This window comes from Arthrobacter russicus (genome assembly GCF_031454135.1).
Lineage (GTDB): Bacteria > Actinomycetota > Actinomycetes > Actinomycetales > Micrococcaceae > Renibacterium > Renibacterium russicum.
Map to the genome: position 1 here is coordinate 393672 of NZ_JAVDQF010000001.1, position 18465 is coordinate 412136.

The following is an 18465-nucleotide window of genomic DNA, read 5'->3' on the forward strand; positions in this document are numbered from 1 at the left end:
GGTTCGTCAGATCCGGTCGATCCGCCGGCCATGGCGCTCCCGGTCGAGCAGCAGTTCCGCTTTCATCCGACGCATCAAAGGGCTGAAAAGCCGGCCCGCCAGCGCCTCGATGTCTTCCGGCGGCGCCGTGCTTCCAACCGCATCCGGGGCCTTACCGGGCCCGGCGCCGGGCACCGCACCGGCCTGCCCCCCGGTCGATTCCACGGAACGCTGGATCACCGGTGACTCCACGGCCACCAAATCGCCCTCCGCCGAAGTCGGCTGCCCGGCCGGCGGGCGCGCCACCGGCAAGGGTTCTGCGGGCAGGGCAGCATGACCACCGGCCCGCGCCGAGGGACTGCTCCGTTGCACGACCCGCAGCGACCCGGTAGCCGTCGCAGGATCGCGATCGGCCGTCCGCCCGCCCGGCCGGAAACTCCTGGGCCCCGACCCTTCCGGAACCCCGACTGCCGAACTGGCGGTCTCCGCTGCCGCCGACCCGGCCGGTGATCCGACGGCACGGCCCGAGGCGACAGAGCGCTGCAGGATTCGCTCCGGTGCGGGCAAGCCCATGAACGACGCTGCTGGCGTCGCGTTCCCGGACGGGCCGCGCCCCGGCCCGGCTCCGCCCCGTTCGGCCGCCCCCGCGGTGTGGCGTTGCAGCTGCGGTGTCCGGTTCGACGGCGGCCTGGTGCCGCCCGGACCGCCGCGGTCGAGCAGCGGCGCCGGCAGATCCGGCGACAGTGCCGGATCCGGCGGAAGGACGAAGACCCGGGCAGCAGGCTCGGCCCGTTCCGCTTCCGGCGGTTCCAGCAAATCCTGCGGTTCCGGTGCCGCATCGTTGGCTGCCGGGCCGAACCCGGCGTCGTCCCCGGCTTCCCGGCTGCGCTGCACCGGTTCCGGCCGCGACGCTTGCCCGGCGCCAACTGCCGGAGCCAACGGCATACTGGCCGGGGGCTTCAGCTCTGCCCCGGCCTGGACTTGGGCCGAGGCCGGAGAACCGCTATCGCGCACCAGGCTTGCACCCGCTGCGATTCGTTGCGCCAGAGCCTCCGGCACACCGGGCGCGATTGCCGCGCCCGGTGCCGTGAGCGGAATGGCGGTCCCCGGGCCCGCTGCTGCGGCACTGAGTTGATCTGGGGCACTGAGTTGATCTGGGGCACTGAGTTGATCTGGGGCACTGAGTTGATCTGCGACGAAAGGCTGGTCTGCAGCCGCAGGCTGTCCTGGTTCGGCAGCGCGTTGCAGCGGAATCGGCGCAGCCGAAGGCGCGCGCAACGCGGCACCCAAACCCAGCTTCCGGCCGGCCAAAGGCCGGGCCGCAGCGTCCGGCAACGCCTCCGGCGCGGACCCGGTGCGTTGCACCGGGGTTGCCGCTGCCGAGTCTTCTGCGGCCGGGCCAGCCCCGCTGGCTCGAGCGGCTGGACCGGCGGGCACGAATCCGGCCTGCGGAATCGGGATGAAGGTCGCCCCCCGGGTCTTGGCCGAAGCCGCCTGCCGAGCTGGGTCCGCTGACGACTCCTCGGGCCCCGCTGCGGCTTGTCGGGACCGGGCGGTCCGCTGCAGCGGCAGGCCGGTCTTCGGCTGGCCGAGAGCACGCACCGCGGGTCCGGCGCCTGCTGCCGATGGCCCCGGGACGGTGTGGTCCAGCGGCAGGCTCGGCAGTTCCCGGGCTGCTGCCCGGAGCGCCGTCGTGGTGAGCGACCCGGAATCCGGAATCGGGCGTTCCGCTGACCACGCACTGTGCCGCACCGGGTCGGCCGGTTGGCCCGGCGCTGTCTTTTGCCGACGCAGCGGCTGTTCGGCCGCCCCGCTCCACATCGACGGTGCGGCCAGCCCCGCGCCGTCGGCGTCGAACAATCCGCCCGGCGCGGAATCGTCCAGGGAACGCTGCATCGTGCCCAGGAACCCGGGAGCGTTGACCGCGCCCAACCCGGCCGAGAACTCCGGCGCGGCCGTGATGCTCTGCTGCGGGGAAACGGTGCGTTGCAGGGGCGGCAAAAAGGCCCAGCCCGACGCCGGGGCCGAGGGGCCGGTGACCCGCTCCGGCACTGCCGGGGCGGGCTTTTCGAAAGGTTTCTGCCAGGGCCATCGCATGCTTCAGCGCTCCTGGGTCAGGCGGGTGTTGATGTCCGCGATCTCATTGATGTAGCGGAGCCGTTCCCGGTGTTCCAAGTCCAGGATCCGGTCCCGATCCCAGTGGAAGTGATAGGCGACGTACGCGACCTCTTGATAGATCCGGTCCGGCGCGTACGTCACGATTCCCCCAGGCGCCCACCTGCGAGGTCTGCGGTGAAGCGCTGCTCACAACTCGGGCAGGTCACCGCGATCCGGGTGTGGCCTTCGGCATTGATCCGACGGTAGAAGTCCTGCAGGAAGGCCACGTCGGACGCGAACATCTGTTCCACGGTGTTCGAGCTGATCGCGGGCAGGCTGCCCAGCCGGGTGATCACCCGGCTGAGCAGCACCACGGTCGTGTAGGCCGAATTTTCCTGCACCCGGGCATCGAACAGCGGTAGCAATTCATCTCTGGCGGTGGCCAGCCGCATGCTTCCGCGGCGGTGCAGCACCCCATCGCCGTCGAGGAAGCCGCGCGGCAGCTCGAAGTCGAATTCGGTGCGCATCGCCGGCTCCGTCCCCGGAGTCTGCCCGCTGCCGGGAACCTCCGCCTCGACGACGTCGACGGCTTGGCCACGGCGCATCAGCCCACCGTTGATTCGTCGTAGCAGATGGTGAACTTCTCGGTCGCCTGCTCCGCGGCACCCGCTTTGAGCGAGTTCAGTTCGACGCTGCGCACCCAACAGTTGACGAAGTTGTAGGTCTTCAAGGTCTCGCCTTTGTAATCGAGCAATTCCACCGAAGCGGTTTTGCGCGCGCCCGAAACGTCGCCTTCCATCACGGTCTTGAGCCAGTCGGTCACGGTCTTCGAGTCGGTGAGCCCGCGGGTCACCGTGAATTCGCCTGGTTTGCGCCGGCCGATCAACTGCCGGACGACGTATTTGCCGTCGTCGGTCTGCTGCTTGAGTTCGATTTTGTCGACCTCGCTCTTGAGCCCGGTCACTTCGATGACTTTCGGAATCTGGATTCCGTCGATCTTGACCTTGAAGGCGTTCGCCGGCGAGGAGTCAAAGGGGTCTAGTGGCATGTGCTGCTCCTATTGAAGTCTGCGACTATTCGCTGACGAGGCTGGTGCCGCCCGAGAACTGGGACAGCTGGAAGATGACGAACTCGGCAGGCTTGACCGGAGCGATGCCGACTTGGCACACCACCTGGCCCGCGTCGATGCTTTCCGCCGGATTGGTTTCGGCATCGCATTTGACGAAGAAGGCTTCTTCCGGCGTCATGCCGAAAAGCGCTCCCTTGCGCCATTCATTGGTCAGGAAGGCGCTGATGGTGCGCCGGATGCGTGCCCACAGCGCGGGATCATTCGGCTCGAACACCGCCCATTGGGTGCCTACCAGGATCGATTCCTCCAGGTAGTTGAAAAGCCGGCGCACGTTCAAGTAGCGCCATTCGGCGTCCGAGGACAAGGTGCGCGCACCCCACACCCGGATGCCGCGGCCGGCGAAGCTGCGCAGGCAATTGATCCCGGAGGGGTTGAGCAGTTCCTGTTCGGTGGGCGTGATCTGGGTCTGCAGGCTCAGCACACCGCGGATCACCTCATTGGCCGGGGCTTTGTGCACCCCGCGCTCCACGTCGCTGCGTGCCCAGACACCGGAGACATGGCCCGACGGCGGAACGAAAGTTCCAGCGCCGGTCGCTGGATCCAACACCTTGACCCAGGGCCAGTACAAGGCCGCGAACTTGGAATCGTAGCCGGCGTCCTTGCTGCGCCACTGCGCCACCTGTTGCGCATTGAGGTTCGGCGGGGTATCCAGGACCGCCATCCGGTCCCCCATCAGCTCGCAATGCGCAATCTGCGCCAGCTGCACCGCTTTGATGCCTTCGGCGTCGATCGCGCCCTGTTCGTAGGCGGCCATCAGGTCCGGCACTGCGACCATGGTGATCTCTTCGATCGCCTCCAAGCCGCTGAAACCGGTACGGTCCGCGGGATCGCCGACGTACACCTTCGGGTCGATTTTCTGCGTGCCGGCCGGCGTTGCGCCTTCCGCCAGGGCGGTGCTTCCGTTGGCCGGCCGGGCCAGCGCCCCGGCTCCGGCGGCGTCTTCGATCAGAATCAGTTTCGACTCGGTGCTGACCTTGGTCGCGACGTTGTTCGCACCCTTTTTCGTCGAGAGGTTGTCGAAGACTTCGGGCGCCCGGCCGTCCACCGTGACCACGAGTTTGAATTGGTCCTCCGGCACGTTCTCGCCGGACGCATCGGCGATCTCCACGCTGATCTTCTTCCCCGCCGGGGCCCCGGGTTTCGCGGCTACGTTCAGTTCACCGATTTTGGCGGCGGCGGCCAGCGCTTTGCCCGACTTCGCCGCCTTCGGGTCGCCAACCGCCAGCGCGGCGCCGATCCGGACCACATAACAGTTTCCACCGCCATTGAGGAAGTATCCGTAGACCGATTGGGCCAAGTACGACCCGGACATGAAATCACCGAAGATTTCGCTGAACTGGCTCCAATTGGAGACCAGGATGGGTTCGTTTTCGGGCCCTCGTTCGGCGAGGCCCACGAAGGCCGCCACGGCAGTGCCCACGCCCTCGATAGGGCGGGTCCCGGCGGCAACTTCGTTGACATAGACACCGGGTGAAAGGTAAGTCGGCATGGATCCTCCTGCTCAGACCAAAGGTACTCATACAGTCTGTTGCGGATCGGTCCGCGGCGGCAGGGCTGTGCGGCCGAGCATAGGGGAAGCCGGCCCTGCACTTAGGGGCAGGGCCGGCTGCCACCAGGTGTCGGCGGGTTCGGGGCATCGGGTTCAGTCGTCCGCTTCCGCAGGCTCGTCCGCCGCTGCTTCGCGTTGCACCGACGCCCGGCGCTGCAGCTGCGCGGATTCCGCCGCCTCCTCGGCTTCTTCCGGACCTTCCGCTTCACGTTGCAGCACGGCGCGCTGCAACTGAGGTCCCGTCGCCCGCTCCGCCGGGCTTGGCGCGCTGCGGACGGCTGGTGCGGACTGGCCCATCACCCGTTCCGCACTCGCCTCGGCTTCGCGTTCGAAGCGGTCCGAAGGGTCGCTGATGCTCACTCCGTTGCCCGCCGGGGTGCCCTCCACCGGGCCGGACCGTTGTTGGATCACATGGGTGAGCTCATGGGCCAGCGTCCGATCTCCGGCGGCGGTGCCCGGCGCATAGGCATCGCGCTGGAAGACGATCCGGTTGCCTACCGTATAGGCATGGGCGCTCACCGATTTCGCCGAAGCGTGCGCTGCGGCGTCGTCGTGGATCCTGACCTCGGAAAAGTCTGCGCCCAATCTGGCTTCCATATCCTGGCGGACCGGCTCGTAGAGTGCCCGTCCAGCACCGGCGACCACGTCCAGCACCGGAGAACGCTGGATCGTCTCGCGGACCGCCGCATTGCCGACCGCCCGCTGCAGGCCGAGCATCCCGAGGCCGCCGAGGGCTTCCAGACGGCCGTGCGCGGCGGCCTCGAATTGCAGCGCGTCGGGCGTCCGTTGCCCCCGTTCCCCGGGTTGCCCCGCGGTCTTGGCCTGCTCCTGGTCTTGCTCATGCTGATGGTGGGTCATCCGGTTTCCTCCACTTTCCTGATTTCATCGCTGCGCCATTCGGCTGGCCGGACCAAATGCCAATAGGGCCGGAATTCGCTTTCCACCGTGAGCCGGCCCATTTTGCGGTACTCACCGTGCACCGCGTTGACCAGGTGGCCCATGCCCAGTGCCGCGTCGTCATGCGCCGCCAGGTAGGCGGCGGTGACCGCGGCCGAGCGGATCGCCCCGCCGCTGAGTTCGAAGGCCGCACCCATGAAGTCCAGGTCGAGTCGGCCCGCCCGGCGCAACCGGCTGCCCAGGCACCGGTCCCAGAGCAGGCTGCGGTGCTTCGCGTCCGGCATCGGGAAATCGATCAGCACGTCGAGCCGGCGGGTGAAGGCGTCATCGATGTTCGCCCGCAGATTGGTGGACAGGATCGCCAGACCGTCGAAAGACTCCATCCGCTGCAAAAGGTAGGCGCTTTCGATGTTCGCGTACCGGTCGTGCGCGTCTTTGACATCGGAGCGCTTGCCGAAGATGGCATCCGCCTCGTCGAAGAGCAAGACCCCGTTGACCCCGGCGGCTGCACTGAAAATCCGCTCCAGGTTCTTTTCCGTCTCGCCGACGTATTTGTCGACCACCGTGGACAGGTCGACCACGTACAAGTCCAGGCCCAGCGCCCCGGCGATGACCTCGGCGGACATGGTTTTGCCGGTGCCCGAGTCGCCGGCGAAGAGCGCCGCGACGCCGCGGCCACGGCCGGCTCCGGGACGCATCCCCCAGTCGCCGAGGACTCGGTCCCGATAGACGGCACGCAACTCGACTTCCTGCAAGGCGGACCGAACCGGCGGCGGCAGAACCAGATCGTTCCAGCCGACGCCGGGTTCGATCCGGCGGGCGAGCTTGTCCAGGGCGGCGCCGTTTTCGGCGCGCGCCCCGAGGGCCAGGTGTCCCGCGGAAAGCCGGCTCCCGGGATTGCTGCGGCTCTGCGCCAAAGCGGTCCGGCTGGCCCGAGCGATGTGCTCCGGGCGGAGCCGGAACAACGCGGTCACCTCGGCCAGGTCCAGGTCTTCGGCGAGATCGGCGCCGCCGTCGCGCGCCAAATACTGCTGCCACTGCTCGGCCCGTTCCCGGCTGCTCATCGCCGGCACTGCGCCTTGCCAGGGCGGGGCGTCGAGCCATTCCGGATCCCAAGCGGCGGTGCCGGTGAGGATCAGCGGCATCGGCGCGCAGTCCAGAGCGGCGAAAAGGCCACGGTCGCCGTCAAGCGCCTGGACATTCGTCACCACGAGTCCCGCGTCGGAAAGCCGGGCCTCCCGCGCCGCCGCCCGGGCGAGCTCGGTTTTGCCGCTCGCACCGGCAAGCCGGACGCCGTCGACCGCAAGAGTTCCGAGGCCGCGGGCCCGGAGCGCACCCCGGGCGAGCACCGTGCCGGAACCGGTCGGCTGCTCCCGCAAATAGGCCAGCCCGGCGCCGCTGCGCAACGCCGCAGCGAGGTCCGCCGGATCACCCCAGTCCAGGGCCGGCACTTCGGCCAGCACCGGCGCCAACGCTGGCTCCAGTTCTTTTCCGCCGAGCAAATAGCCGATCACCCGATCCGGCACCTGGAGCGCACGGCCTGGAAAAGGCCGGTCCGGATCGCTCAGCCCGAGCAAACCACCGCGGACCAGGGGCCCGTCGATCAGCCGGTTGCGGACCCCGGGATCGCTCAGCAGGCAGCCGCACAATTCGATCGCCACCGCGCTGCTGGGCCGGCGCCGGGTCACATCGTCGTTCAGGTAGCCGAAAAAGCTCTCGAATCTCGGATCGATGTCCGCGGCGACCGCGATCAACAGCAATTCCACCTCCGGGGCGGCCAAGCCGAAGTTCGCCACCAAGCGGTCCAACGCCAGCCCGGTTCCAGCCGCTGCGGCCATCGCCCGGAACCGGGCATCGCAGTCCTGGCTTTCCCGGTCCAGTTCCGCGAACCTGCCGCGCACCCCGGAATCCGCGGACTGGCCGGCCACCCGGGCGAGCAGCCGGGCCAGGTGCTCTTCGCTCAAATAGAGTCCGCGGTAGGGATCCCCGGGATTCGGATCGTCCGCCCGGCGCTCGGCGAGCAGCGCGCGGACCCGTTGTTCGACGATTGCCATCCTGGACAGCAGGTGATGCGCGTCGAGTTCCCCGACCGCGTTCACCGCCGCTTCCCCGGCCCTTTGGCGGCACGCTCCTCGTCGGCCCCGCCCGCCGTCGCCGGCTCGGCGGGCATCCGCAGTCGGATCCCCCCGGTCAGGGGTCCCCTCCGTCGGCCCCGGTCGTGGCCGCCGGACCGGGTGTCGGCCACGTCCAGGATCACGCCTTCGGTGACCGGTGCGGCGATCGGATATACGACGCCGGTCATGATCGGCGCCAGCACCACGATTTCCAAGGACGGCTTCAGCTCGCCGCCCAAAGCCGACCAAACGTCCGGGGAGGGCCGGTCGTCGGGCGGCGGCACTCCGATGCTCAACGGCACCGGTAGCCGCGGCTCCGCCAACTCGCCGACCACCAATTCCTCGGGCAACGCCTCGAATTTCAAAAACCCGCGCAGCAGCGAATCCAGCAGGCGGTGCTCGTCTTCGGTCCGTTGCGTCCAGGCCGTGGCCAAATAGGAAAGCTTGTAGTACCGGGGCGCCGGACGCCGGGAAATCACCGTGCCGTCCGGGGCCCGGTCCTCGGTCCAGCCGCGTTCGCGTCGCCGCACATCCTCCCGGATGTCGTACAGGAACAAGTTGATCGTGGGTGAATTCCGACGCGACGACCAGTCTTTGGTCGGCGCGTCGAAAACCACTTCGATTTCACCGCCCGCCAGCGCCTCGGTCTTGACCAACTGCCGGAGCGCTTCATCTACCTGCCCGATCATCGGGACCTCATTTCAGCCTTTTGGTTCGGTTCCACGGGCGCGGCTCAGCCACGGCCCAGGAAGCCCGGCGGTTGCATGGCACCGGGCACTACCAGGAGATTGCCGGCGATCCCGTCCGCACCGCCGAAGCCACCCGTAGTGCTGTGCACCCGGAGCGTGCGGTCGCCGAGCTGGTCGCCCGGGACCACCAGCACCGGAACCGTCAGGTTGTCCTGCGCCGAAGCGTAGGTGTCAGCCCCCGAATTGATGCCTTGTTCCCAGGCCAATCTGACCGTCTCGCCGGGCGGCAGGTTTTCCAGGTAGGCCAGCACCACGTCGCCTGGCTTGGCCACACTGGGCAACAGCCGCACCGTGGTCTCCAGCACCGTGAGCCTGCGTTCCACGGTGTTGTTGGTGTAGTCGCGTTCGTTTCCGGAGCTGACGGCTTTGACACTTACTTGCCCCGAGCCCTTCGCCGCGGAGGTCACGGTCAGCGTGATCGTGCGGCTTTGCTGCGCGGCCAGTTCGCCGAGCTCGCAATGCGTTCCGGCACAGCCTTCCGCGCTGATCGACAATTCCGGCGAGGCCGCGAAGTCGACCACCACGCCCTTGGCCGGAGCATCCGAATCGTTGCGGATTTCGGCCTTGCCCGGAACCGCTTTGCCGCCGAGCCAGAGCCGGTCCCGGTCCAGGTTCAGCGCCACGAGCAGGTCAGCAGCCTTCGGGTCCACCGGCTTCGCGGGGTCCGGCGCCTTGGCCGGTCTGGCTGCCGGCTGACTCTCCTCCCAGGCCGTCTGGGCGACGGTACGCAACCCGGCACCATTGCTGGCATCCAACGCATAGATCCCCTTGTTGCTCGGCCTGCCCGCAGGCTGGCCGGTGAACAGCAGCTCCTTGCCGTCGCTGCTCCACGCGGGGTCTGCAGTCTGATCCAGAACCGTCCGGCTCGCCGTAGGCTTGCCCTCGGGAAAGATCCCGGTAAGCTGCTGCTGCTTGACCGCCGTGCCGTCCTGGTCGATCGCCGCAGTGTGCAAAACCTCCCGGTCCTGGTAGGCGATCCGGCCATCGGAGCCCCAGGCCGGCGATGCACCGTCGACGATCGGGCAGCCGGCACTGCGCAACGCGCATCCTTGGGTGATCGGGCTCACCTCAGCACTGCCCAAGTCGGCAACCCACAGTTGCGGCCGCGGCGCCATGAAGGCGCCCGGCGCCGGCGGCGGCACCACCACCCCCGAGGGCGCAGCGGCCCCGGCCGCCGCAGCCGGCGGGATCGTGGGGCCCGGCGTTTCTTTCACATACGGTGAATTGAGCTCCGCGACATTGTTCCGCGGGTAGTCTCCGGCCTGCAGATCGACGGAGCCGAAGACCTTGAACCCGTAGCTGGTCCCGCTGTACACGTCGAATTGGAACTGGAATTCCGTACCGGGTGCCAGCGACGGCACCTTGCAGCGCAGACTCGCCGGAGTGCTGCCGGCAAGACAGCCCTGGGGGATGTTGCTCAGGTCATCCGGGGTCAATGCGGGCAGCCCGTCATTGCGGATCGCATTCAGTTCGACGGCGGTCGGTTCACTCTGCCGGTCGCCGTCGTTCTTCACGTGCACCCCGACGGTGGTTCGGCCGAACCAGCCCTGCACCCCGGCGAACGCCGGCGGAGTCACGATCCTGGTCTCGTCGGCCAACCGCAACGACGGGTCGGCACCCCAGAAGATCCGGGACAGCACCAGCTTCCTGCTGTCCGGGGAGAAGCTGGGACTCGCTTCGCTCCAGTCCTTGCCGGTGGCGGTCCCCGCTGGCAGCTGAGAAAGGTTCGAGATCGTGCCGTCGGCGGCATAGTCGCCGACGAATACCCGGGCTCTGCCCAGGGTCGATATTCGGCTGAACGCGATCCGTTTCCCATCCGGTGAGATGGCCGGCTCGCCGAGCCAGTCATGGGGTTCTTGGCCCTGGTACTTGAGCAACGTCGGAGTTTCCGCAGCCGTCGGGCCCGTCAGCTGGCCGATTTTGCGGCCGTCTTTCGTACGCTGACTCCACAACAGCGTGCCACCGTCCGGAGTGAACGCCGGCTCTCCGGCATCGGCAGCGGTCTTGGCGTCGCCGGGCACCGCGGGTACTTCGCCGCCGACGCTCCCGGTGCCGCCGTTGACCGGGCCGAGCATTGCCCGGGCGTCCTGCGCCGGCACCGTATAGCCGATGATCGCCCGGTCCTGGGCGTCGTCCCCGCTCTGGAACCGGGAGATCCAGGTCGGGTGGGACTCTGCCACACCCGGCCGGTCTGCGACGGCGGAAGCGTCCTCCGGATCGGCGATCAGGCGGGCATCATTCCAGTCGTCGCCCTGCAGGTACAGTCCGGCTTGGAAGATGTCGCCGGCCGGGTCGCTCCGTTTGCTGCTGAATGCGATCCGGTTCTGCTCGCCGCCGAACGTCCAACCGGGCTCCCAAGCAGATTCGTCGCTCTGCCAGATCCCCTGGTCCGGCGCGACTCCGAAGCCGCTCTGGTCCTGCCACAGCGAACTGACGGTCAAGGGTTCCGCCGCCTGCGCGCGCAACGCTGCACCGCCCCGGCCGAGCTGGAAACCGGCCAGACTGCCGTCCGCCCGGTACCGGTTGGTGCTGAAGACCACCCACAGGGCGGTGCCCCGGCACCCCGGGCATCCCACGGAACCGGCTGCCGCGCCCTGGCCGACGTCCGCGACACCCCCGTCGCCGACGATCCCCACGCTCGGCTTGCCGTCCGCGAAGTCTCCGGTGGTGAGCCGGTACTCCTCCGGCGCAGCGAGGGAAGCAGATCCTTGGATCGCCTCGAGCAGATAGATGCTACCCAAGGCGTTGTCCTTGGTGCCGCTGAAGACCACGAAGTCGGTTCCTGGAACCCAGGACGGCCAATTTCGATCGCCGGCGCCGAAGGTGAGCTGACGATTGGCGTAATTGCAATCCGCCGCGTCCGCGGCGTCGGCCTCCGGGCCGGCCAACGACGAACTCGGCGTGGCCAGCCACAACTGCCACTGCTTTCCATCGAAAGCCGAATACACGATCATGCCGCGGTTGCCGTGGATCGAACTGTGCGCTTTGGGCGTCTTCGGCGAGCAGGTGACCCGGACTTCCCGGCCCTTGCCGTCGATCCGATAAAGATCCTGGCCGCCGTCCGGGGTGCTCCGGGTTTCGACGTTGTTTCCCACCGGCAGCGGATCGCCAGGGGCCGCCGCCGAAGCCACCGCCGGTCTGGCCGTGGGTTCAGCCCTGGAGCTGCCGTCCTGGGGCAGGTTCGGCCAATCACGGTTCTGCCAGGAGTAATACGGCCGGGGACCATCCTCGGATGGTTTGCCGTAACGGCGGAAAACTTCGGAAACGCCCAAGGTGTTCCGGTCCTTGCGATAAGCCAGCTGCGGCTCCTTGGCCGGCGCCAGAATTGCTGCGGCCGCGATCGGCGCCGGCTCGGAAGCAGCGGCCGGGCCAAGCAGCCCGGCGGCCAACGCGGCCGCCAGGCCGATACTGCGCAACCGCACTAGATCAGGCCTTCCCGCAGGGCGTACGCCACGGCGTGCGAGCGGTTGCGCAGTTGCAAACGGCTGGTCACATCGTGCACCACGTTCTTCACGGTCCGCTCCGAGTAACACAGCTCCTTGGCGATGTCCTGGGTGTCGAAGCCGTCGGCCAGAAGCCGCAGCACTTCGACTTCCCTCGGGGCCAGCCCGTTGAACATCATGCCGCGCGGCGACAGCACATGACGTTGCAATCTGCCCACTTGGCCGAGCAACTTGCCGAGCAGATCCGCCGGCACGGTGCCTTCCCCGGTCGCCGCGCCGGTGAGCACCGCAACCATGCGTTCCGCAGAGGCTTCGCTCCGACGGACCAGGGCCACGACGCCGGCCTCGGCCGCGTTGACCACGTCGGCTTCGTCCAGGTTCGCCGCCATCAACACGATCCGGCGGTGACCCGCCCGGTGGAATTGCCGCAAGGCACCCACTGTCTGTTCATCCAGTTTGTCGGCCAAGATCAGAATGACTTTCGCCTGCATCACATCGGCCGGTCCCACGATTTTCACTTCGGGACGCGGACGCAAGTGGCTGACCACCCCGGCCAGGGAGATCGGGTCGCTGGCGTGGACGTGCACGGCAATCGGCTCTGAAACGGTCATGGTTCTCGGTGTCTTTCTCTCGTTAAGGTCTGCGGCGCAGCTCTCCCCCCCCCGACCTGCACGATTAGTCTGCACAATGGTTCTCAACAAGCACTCAACAAGAACTCAACGGGCAAAACCTTTGCCCGAAAGGACAGCCGGGTGGACGTTCCGGAGCCCGCGGCACCGGCCTAAGGTCAACATTGGCCCGCACTATCCGCTGCGCGGGCACCGCCTACAGGAGAGCACATGACCACCATCGCCACCCTTGACTCGACCCCGGTCACCCTGACCCCAGGGGAACGGGCAACGGTAGAGCTCGATATCCGGAACGACGACGCCATTGTCGAGGAATACCGTTTCGAAGTCCTCGGATTGCTCGCCGAACACTGCACCGTCGAGCCGAAGGCGATCTCGGTCTATCCCGGACAAAGCGAAACCGTCACACTGAATTTCGCGCCGCCGCAGGACTTCGCAATCCCAGCCGGCCCGGTGGCCTACGGGGTCCGGGTACTGCCCAGCGAGCATCCGGAGGCGGCGGTGCTTCCGGAGGGCGAGATCAGCATCGCCGCCTTCACTGCGGTGACCGCGGAATTGTTGCCGCGTACCAGCCGCGGCCGCGGCTCCGGAAAGCACCGGGTTGCCGTGGACAACCGTGGCAATATTCCGATTTCGGTGCAGTTTTCCGGCACCGACCGGCAAGGTGCCCTGGATTTCCGATGGAATCCGGAAACCGTCGAAATTGCTCCCGGGACCGTGGCCTTTGTGGACCTGGCGGTCAAACCCGTCGAGGGTCTGATCCGCGGCGAAGCGATCACGCATCCCTTCACGGTCGGCGTCCAACCGGTCGGCGGCGAAGAGATCGTGCTCGACGGGAGCCACCTGCAGGAGCCTTCGATGCCAGGTTGGCTGCCCAAGGCGCTGCTCGGTGTGGTCGGCGCAGCCGCGCTGCTGGCGCTCGCTTGGTTCTTCCTGCTCAAACCGACCATCGAATCCGCGGCCAAGGACGCGATCCAAGCCAGTGTGCAACAAGCGAACCAGAAGGCCGAGGGCGCCAAAGATTCGGCCCAGCTGGCCAAGGACGCTGCCCAGGCCGCATCGGACTCAGCCAACAAGGTCAATGCCCAAGCCGGCAAGCCACCAGTGGCGATCAGCACGTCGCCATTCAACCAGCGGTTGGAAACCCAGACCAAGGCCGGCAGCCAGAGCGAGGTCGAGCTCACGGTGCCGGATCGCAGCACCATCAAGCTGACCGATCTCTCGTTGAGCAATCCGCAAGGCGACTTCGGCCGTTTGGCGATCAGCCTGGTCAACCCGGACGGCAGCCGGCAGAAGCTCTTCGACTTCGGCATGGAGAACTTCCGCAATGCGGACCAGCACGTCGGCACCCCGATCGAATTCTCCCAGGGCCAAAAGATCGTGATGAGCGTGACCTGCAACAAAGTGGGCAATCCGCCGAATGCGCCGAGCCAGCCGGACGGATGTGATACCGGTGCCCTGTTCGTCGGCACCCAGACCACGGTCAAGCCGTAGCCAGATGCCCAGCGGACCTGCCCTGCGTGCCGGGGACACCTGCCTCTGCAGCCTTTCCGACGGACCCAAACCGCACCTCGGCGGACCCTTGACCCCGGCCGCCGCGGTGGCCACCGTGCTGATCGGCGGCGCGCCCGCCGCTGTGGCGAACCAGATTCCGGGCAGCATCCCCTGCGTATCCCCGGTGCCGAACGGCATCGCCCAAGGCAGCGCCACGGTGTTCATCGGCGGTTATCCGGCTGCCCGGGTCGCTGATCTGTCCCTGCATGGGCAACCGATCATGCCCGGGCCCGGGTGCCCCACCGTGATCATTTCCGGATGATTGCCCGGCTTCGGCGCCGCCATGGAACAATTGCTCCATGGCTGAAAATATTCCGGGTACAGACACGCCCGCATCGACCGCAGTGAACTCGGTTCCGGACAAGCCGGCGTTGGAAGGCTTGGAAACCAAGCTCGCCACCCGCTGGCGCGAGGAAGGAACCTACGTCTTCGAACCGGAGACCAGCAGGGATCAAGTCTTCTCGATCGACACTCCCCCGCCGACCGCGTCCGGATCCCTGCACGTCGGGCACATGTTCTCCTACACGCAGACCGACGTGATCGCCCGGTTCCAGCGGATGCGCGGCAAAAACGTGTTTTACCCGCTGGGCTGGGACGACAACGGCCTGCCCACGGAACGCCGGGTGCAGAACTACTACGGCGTGCGTTGCAATCCGGCGACTCCCTACGACCCGGACTTCGCCCCGCCGGCCGAACCGGCCAAGAACGAACGGGATTTCATCCAAATCTCCCGGCGGAACTTCATCGAGCTCTGCGAAGAACTCGCCGTCGACGATGAAAAGGTCTTCGAAGACCTGTTCAGCACGCTCGGCCTCTCCGTCGATTGGAATCTGACTTACCGCACGATCGACGATGTCTCCCGGGCAGTGAGCCAGCGGGCGTTCCTGGCCAACCTCGCGGCCGGCGACGCCTATCTGGCCGAAGCCCCGACGCTCTGGGACGTCACCTTCCGCACCGCGGTCGCCCAAGCGGAACTGGAAGACCGGGAACGCCCTGGCGCCTTCCACCGGGTCGCCTTCCACCGGCCGGACGGCACGGACGTCCATATCGAGACCACCCGTCCGGAACTGATCCCCGCCGCGGTAGCCCTCGTGGCCCACCCCGACGACGAGCGCTACCAACCGCTTTTCGGCAGCACTGTGACCTCGCCGCTGTTCGGCGTCGAACTCGAAGTCAAGGCGCACCCCCTGGCCAAGCCGGACAAAGGCTCCGGACTGGTCATGGTCTGCACCTTCGGCGACCTGACCGACGTCACCTGGTGGCGCGAATTGGATCTGCCCACCCGCGCGATCGTCGGACGCGACGGCCGCCTCTTGGCAGACACCCCGGCCTGGATCACCGGGGCCGGCGTCGCCGCATACGAAGCACTTGCCGGCAAGACCACGTTCAGTGCCAAAGAGACGATCGTGCAGCAGCTGCGCGAAAGCGGCGACCTCGACGGCGAACCGAAGCCGATCGTGCACCCGGTGAACTTCTATGAAAAAGGCGACAAGCCGCTCGAAGTGGTGACTAGCCGACAGTGGTACATCCGCAACGGCGGCCGGGACGCCGCCCGGCGGGAGAAATTGATCGAGCGGGGCAAGTCGCTGGAATTCCATCCCGCCTTCATGCGGGCGCGTTATGAAAACTGGGTGGCCGGGCTCAATGGCGATTGGCTGGTCTCCCGGCAACGCTTCTTCGGCGTGCCGATCCCGGTCTGGTACCCCTTGGACGGGTCCGGCGAACCCGACTATGCCAACCCGATCCTGCCCGCCGACTCGGCCTTGCCGGTCGACCCGGCTGCTGAGCCGGCGCCGGGGTTCAGCGAGGCGCAGCGCGATCAGCCCGGCGGGTTCAGCGGCGACCCGGATGTCCTGGACACCTGGGCCACTTCTTCGTTGACCCCGCAGATCGTCGGCGGTTGGAGCCGGGATGAAAAGCTGTTCGGCAATGTCTTCCCGTTCGACCTGCGCCCGCAAGCCCACGAGATCATCCGTACCTGGCTGTTTTCCAGCATGGTCCGCGCCGACGCGCTGCAGGACGCCACACCCTGGCGGCACGCGCCAATCTCCGGTTGGGTCTTGGACCCGGATCGCAAGAAGATGTCCAAATCCAAGGGCAATGTGGTGGTTCCCACCGACACCTTGGAGCAGTTCGGCGCGGACGCGGTGCGCTATTGGGCGGCCTCGGCGCGCTTGGGCGTGGACACCGCGTTCGACGTCGGGCAAATCAAAATCGGCCGCCGCTTGGCGATCAAACTGCTCAATGCGTCGAAGTTCGTGCTCAATCTGGGCGCTACCGAAGCCAATGTGCTCAACGCGGAAGAAACCCCCGCGTCAGGGACCCTGATCAATCCTCTGGACAAGGCGCTCCTGGCCCAACTGGCCGATGTGGTCGATCGGGCCACCAGCGCCTTCGAATCCTACGAGTTCGCCCGCGGACTGCAACTGACCGAAAGCTTCTTCTGGTCGTTCACCGACGACTACGTGGAACTGATCAAAGATCGCGCCTACGGGGCTGCCGGCCAAGCCGAACAGGCCAGCGTGCTGGCCGCATTGGCGACCACCTTGGATTCCTTGTTGCGCCTGTTCGCACCATTCCTGCCCTTCGCCACTGAAGAGGTCTGGTCCTGGTGGCGAACCGGCTCAGTGCACCAGGCCAGCTGGCCCGAAGCCGTGCGGTTGGGCGAAGGCGATTTGAGCATGCTCGGCACCCTCGGTGCGGCGCTGAGCGGATTGCGGAAAGCCAAGTCCGAGGCCAAGGTGAAACAACGCACCGAGGTGCTCAGTGCCCGGATCGGAGCCCCCGCCGGCCAGCTGCGCCAGGTGCAGGACGGATTGGCCGATCTCAAAGCGGCGGCCAATGCCCGGGACCTGACCCTGGTCGAAGCCGATGAACTCGCCGTCGACGAGGTCAGACTCGCCGAAGCCGAACTCGGCTGAACCACCACGGCGAACGGCGCAGCAGCCCATGGCTGCTGCGCCGTTCGCCGTTAACCGCGGTTCAGCCGAATTGCGGCGATTCGGTGCGGCTGCGCTTGATCTCGAAGAAATACGGGAAGCCGGCCAAGGTCACGGTCGCGTCCCACAGCCGACCGGCGTCTTCGCCGCGCGGGATCCGGGTGATTACCGGGCCGAAGAACGCGGTTCCGTTGAAGGCGACCACCGGAGTGCCTACTTCTTGGCCGACCCGGGAAATCCCGTTTTCGTGACTGGCCCGGAGTTCGGCGTCGAAGGTGTCTTTGTGCGCGTATTCGGCCAGCTCGGCGGGCAGTCCGGCTTCCGCCAGTCCCAATCTGATCGCCTCGTCGTAATCGTCGATGCCGTTATGGTGGATTTGGCTGCCGATCGCGTCGTACAACGGTTTGACTACTTCGTCGCCGTGCAACTGCTGCGCCGCGATCACCACACGTACCGGGCCCCATCCTTTGCCCAGCAGGGACTTGTATTTCTCGGACAAGCCGTCGCGGCCTTCATTCAAGACCGACAGGCTCATCACATGCCAGGTCACGCTGATTCCGCGGACTTTTTCCACTTCGCCGATCCACCGCGAGGTCACCCACGCGAAGGGGCAGAGCGGGTCGAACCAAAAATCTGCCTGGTTGCCGACCGGCGTCTGTCCGGCAGTTGCCACAGCGGTCTCAGTCATGAAGCGATCTCCTCGTAGGTGGGGGTGTTGACTCTGTCAATAACGCACATCTTCGCCCGGGCATTCCGAGGCTCGGGACAGGTTTCGGAGCGCAAGCCGGCAGCCGCGGACTAGGCCTGGAAGGTATCCCGGCCTTCCTTGACGTTGATCAAGACCGCTTTCAGCATTTTGTCCTGCCAGGACTGGTTCCAGCCGCTCTGCGTATCGAACAAGGGCGAAAGCCAGAACAGCAGCCCCAGAATGCCGCCGGTGAACTGGTTGCCCAAGATCAGCACCGCGCTGCGGAGCAAGGCCAGCTTCCAGCCCACCGGCTGTCCGGTGTGCACCGAAACCAGGCGCAGGCCCAGGATCCGCATGCCGGGCGTCTGCCCTTTGATCGCGATGAACCAGGAGAAGACCACAAAATAGATCAGCATCGCGAGAGCGAACACTCCAATGACGATGAACATGCTCCCCATGAGCTGGCTGAATTGCTGTTCCTGGGCGCCTTCGCTGAGACCGGAGGGCTGGGCAACGACGTTGAAAAGGCTCATGAAATACGGGATCAGCCCGAGCAGGGTCAGAATCATGATCGGAATCCCGAAGATCAAACCGTCCAGCAGCCAATACAGGATCTGGTTGGTCGCGCTGGCCGGCCGGGTACCGCTGAGCGGATGCTGCGGCGGAGCATAGCCGGGGTTCTGCTGTCCGTCTTCTGA

The 18465-nt window shown here is 66.8% G+C and carries 14 protein-coding genes and 1 pseudogene; 3 read left to right on the forward strand and 12 right to left on the reverse strand.

Going from position 1 to position 18465, the window contains the following annotated elements; genetic code table 11:
• Window positions 1–6 precede the first annotated feature (6 nt).
• From JOE69_RS01805 to JOE69_RS01850, 10 genes are all read right to left on the reverse strand, one after another.
• Window positions 7–2076, reverse strand: a complete 2070-nt coding sequence (locus JOE69_RS01805) for a hypothetical protein (protein ID WP_309795575.1) — start codon at window positions 2074–2076, stop codon at window positions 7–9.
• 3 nt (window positions 2077–2079) lie between these two features.
• On the reverse strand, window positions 2080–2238 hold the full coding sequence (locus tag JOE69_RS01810) for a DUF6760 family protein (protein ID WP_296363301.1): 159 nt from the start codon (window positions 2236–2238) through the stop codon (window positions 2080–2082).
• A complete protein-coding gene (locus JOE69_RS01815) occupies window positions 2235–2681 on the reverse strand; it encodes a hypothetical protein (protein ID WP_296363303.1) in 447 nt (148 codons plus the stop codon). The genes JOE69_RS01810 and JOE69_RS01815 overlap by 4 nt, the downstream gene beginning before the upstream one ends.
• Complete coding sequence (locus JOE69_RS01820; protein WP_296363306.1) at window positions 2681–3124, reverse strand: phage tail protein; 444 nt, start codon at window positions 3122–3124, stop codon at window positions 2681–2683. The genes JOE69_RS01815 and JOE69_RS01820 overlap by 1 nt, the downstream gene beginning before the upstream one ends.
• Window positions 3125–3149: 25 nt before the next feature.
• Complete coding sequence (locus tag JOE69_RS01825; protein ID WP_309795582.1) at window positions 3150–4694, reverse strand: phage tail sheath subtilisin-like domain-containing protein; 1545 nt, start codon at window positions 4692–4694, stop codon at window positions 3150–3152.
• A gap of 153 nt (window positions 4695–4847) precedes the next feature.
• On the reverse strand, window positions 4848–5612 hold the full coding sequence (locus tag JOE69_RS01830; RefSeq protein ID WP_309795584.1) for an eCIS core domain-containing protein: 765 nt from the start codon (window positions 5610–5612) through the stop codon (window positions 4848–4850).
• A complete protein-coding gene (locus JOE69_RS01835; protein WP_309795586.1) occupies window positions 5609–7750 on the reverse strand; it encodes an ATP-binding protein in 2142 nt (713 codons plus the stop codon). Before JOE69_RS01835 ends, JOE69_RS01830 begins: the two co-directional genes overlap by 4 nt.
• On the reverse strand, window positions 7747–8454 hold the full coding sequence (locus JOE69_RS01840; protein ID WP_309795588.1) for a Pvc16 family protein: 708 nt from the start codon (window positions 8452–8454) through the stop codon (window positions 7747–7749). The genes JOE69_RS01835 and JOE69_RS01840 overlap by 4 nt, the downstream gene beginning before the upstream one ends.
• 44 nt (window positions 8455–8498) lie before the next feature.
• Window positions 8499–11936, reverse strand: a complete 3438-nt coding sequence (locus JOE69_RS01845; protein ID WP_309795590.1) for a TolB-like translocation protein — start codon at window positions 11934–11936, stop codon at window positions 8499–8501.
• The gene (locus JOE69_RS01850) at window positions 11936–12568 is read right to left on the reverse strand and encodes a response regulator transcription factor (protein WP_309795591.1); all 633 of its coding nucleotides are present in this window, start codon (window positions 12566–12568) and stop codon (window positions 11936–11938) included. Before JOE69_RS01850 ends, JOE69_RS01845 begins: the two co-directional genes overlap by 1 nt.
• Before the next feature lie 228 nt (window positions 12569–12796).
• Here JOE69_RS01850 and JOE69_RS01855 point away from each other — a divergent pair, with 228 nt between their 5' ends.
• The 3 genes from JOE69_RS01855 to valS are packed head-to-tail and all read left to right on the forward strand — an operon-like array spanning window position 12797 to window position 17061.
• Window positions 12797–14080 carry a COG1470 family protein gene (locus JOE69_RS01855; RefSeq protein ID WP_309795593.1) on the forward strand — a complete coding sequence of 428 codons (1284 nt, stop codon included), beginning with the start codon at window positions 12797–12799 and terminating at the stop codon, window positions 14078–14080.
• Window positions 14081–14084: 4 nt separating this feature from the next.
• Window positions 14085–14402: a PAAR domain-containing contractile injection system baseplate protein gene (locus tag JOE69_RS01860; RefSeq protein WP_296363316.1), complete on the forward strand. Its 318-nt coding sequence runs from the start codon at window positions 14085–14087 to the stop codon at window positions 14400–14402.
• A gap of 37 nt (window positions 14403–14439) precedes the next feature.
• Window positions 14440–17061 carry a valine--tRNA ligase gene (gene valS / locus JOE69_RS01865; protein ID WP_309795595.1) on the forward strand — a complete coding sequence of 874 codons (2622 nt, stop codon included), beginning with the start codon at window positions 14440–14442 and terminating at the stop codon, window positions 17059–17061.
• Between the two features lie 61 nt (window positions 17062–17122).
• On the opposite strand, the gene JOE69_RS01870 is transcribed toward valS, so the two are convergent.
• Together JOE69_RS01870 and JOE69_RS01875 are read right to left on the reverse strand one after the other, a co-directional pair.
• Window positions 17123–17767 (reverse strand): mycothiol-dependent nitroreductase Rv2466c family protein, encoded by a 645-nt coding sequence (locus JOE69_RS01870; RefSeq protein WP_309795597.1) that lies wholly within the window; start codon window positions 17765–17767, stop codon window positions 17123–17125.
• A 110-nt stretch (window positions 17768–17877) separates the two neighbouring features.
• Window positions 17878–18387, reverse strand: a pseudogene (locus JOE69_RS01875) (RDD family protein); the annotation flags it as partial.
• Window positions 18388–18465 lie beyond the last annotated feature (78 nt).

Bases quoted from the DNA above. Each gene is read 5' to 3' on its own strand.
- JOE69_RS01860 (WP_296363316.1), top strand. From the start codon at position 14,085: ATGCCCAGCGGACCTGCCCTGCGTGCCGGGGACACCTGCCTCTGCAGC.
- JOE69_RS01815 (WP_296363303.1), bottom strand. From the start codon at position 2,681: ATGCGCCGTGGCCAAGCCGTCGACGTCGTCGAGGCGGAGGTTCCCGGC.
- JOE69_RS01820 (WP_296363306.1), bottom strand. From the start codon at position 3,124: ATGCCACTAGACCCCTTTGACTCCTCGCCGGCGAACGCCTTCAAGGTC.
- JOE69_RS01870 (WP_309795597.1), bottom strand. From the start codon at position 17,767: ATGACTGAGACCGCTGTGGCAACTGCCGGACAGACGCCGGTCGGCAAC.
- valS (WP_309795595.1), top strand. From the start codon at position 14,440: ATGGCTGAAAATATTCCGGGTACAGACACGCCCGCATCGACCGCAGTG.
- JOE69_RS01805 (WP_309795575.1), bottom strand. From the start codon at position 2,076: ATGCGATGGCCCTGGCAGAAACCTTTCGAAAAGCCCGCCCCGGCAGTG.
- JOE69_RS01825 (WP_309795582.1), bottom strand. From the start codon at position 4,694: ATGCCGACTTACCTTTCACCCGGTGTCTATGTCAACGAAGTTGCCGCC.
- JOE69_RS01830 (WP_309795584.1), bottom strand. From the start codon at position 5,612: ATGACCCACCATCAGCATGAGCAAGACCAGGAGCAGGCCAAGACCGCG.
- JOE69_RS01850 (WP_309795591.1), bottom strand. From the start codon at position 12,568: ATGACCGTTTCAGAGCCGATTGCCGTGCACGTCCACGCCAGCGACCCG.
- JOE69_RS01855 (WP_309795593.1), top strand. From the start codon at position 12,797: ATGACCACCATCGCCACCCTTGACTCGACCCCGGTCACCCTGACCCCA.
- JOE69_RS01840 (WP_309795588.1), bottom strand. From the start codon at position 8,454: ATGATCGGGCAGGTAGATGAAGCGCTCCGGCAGTTGGTCAAGACCGAG.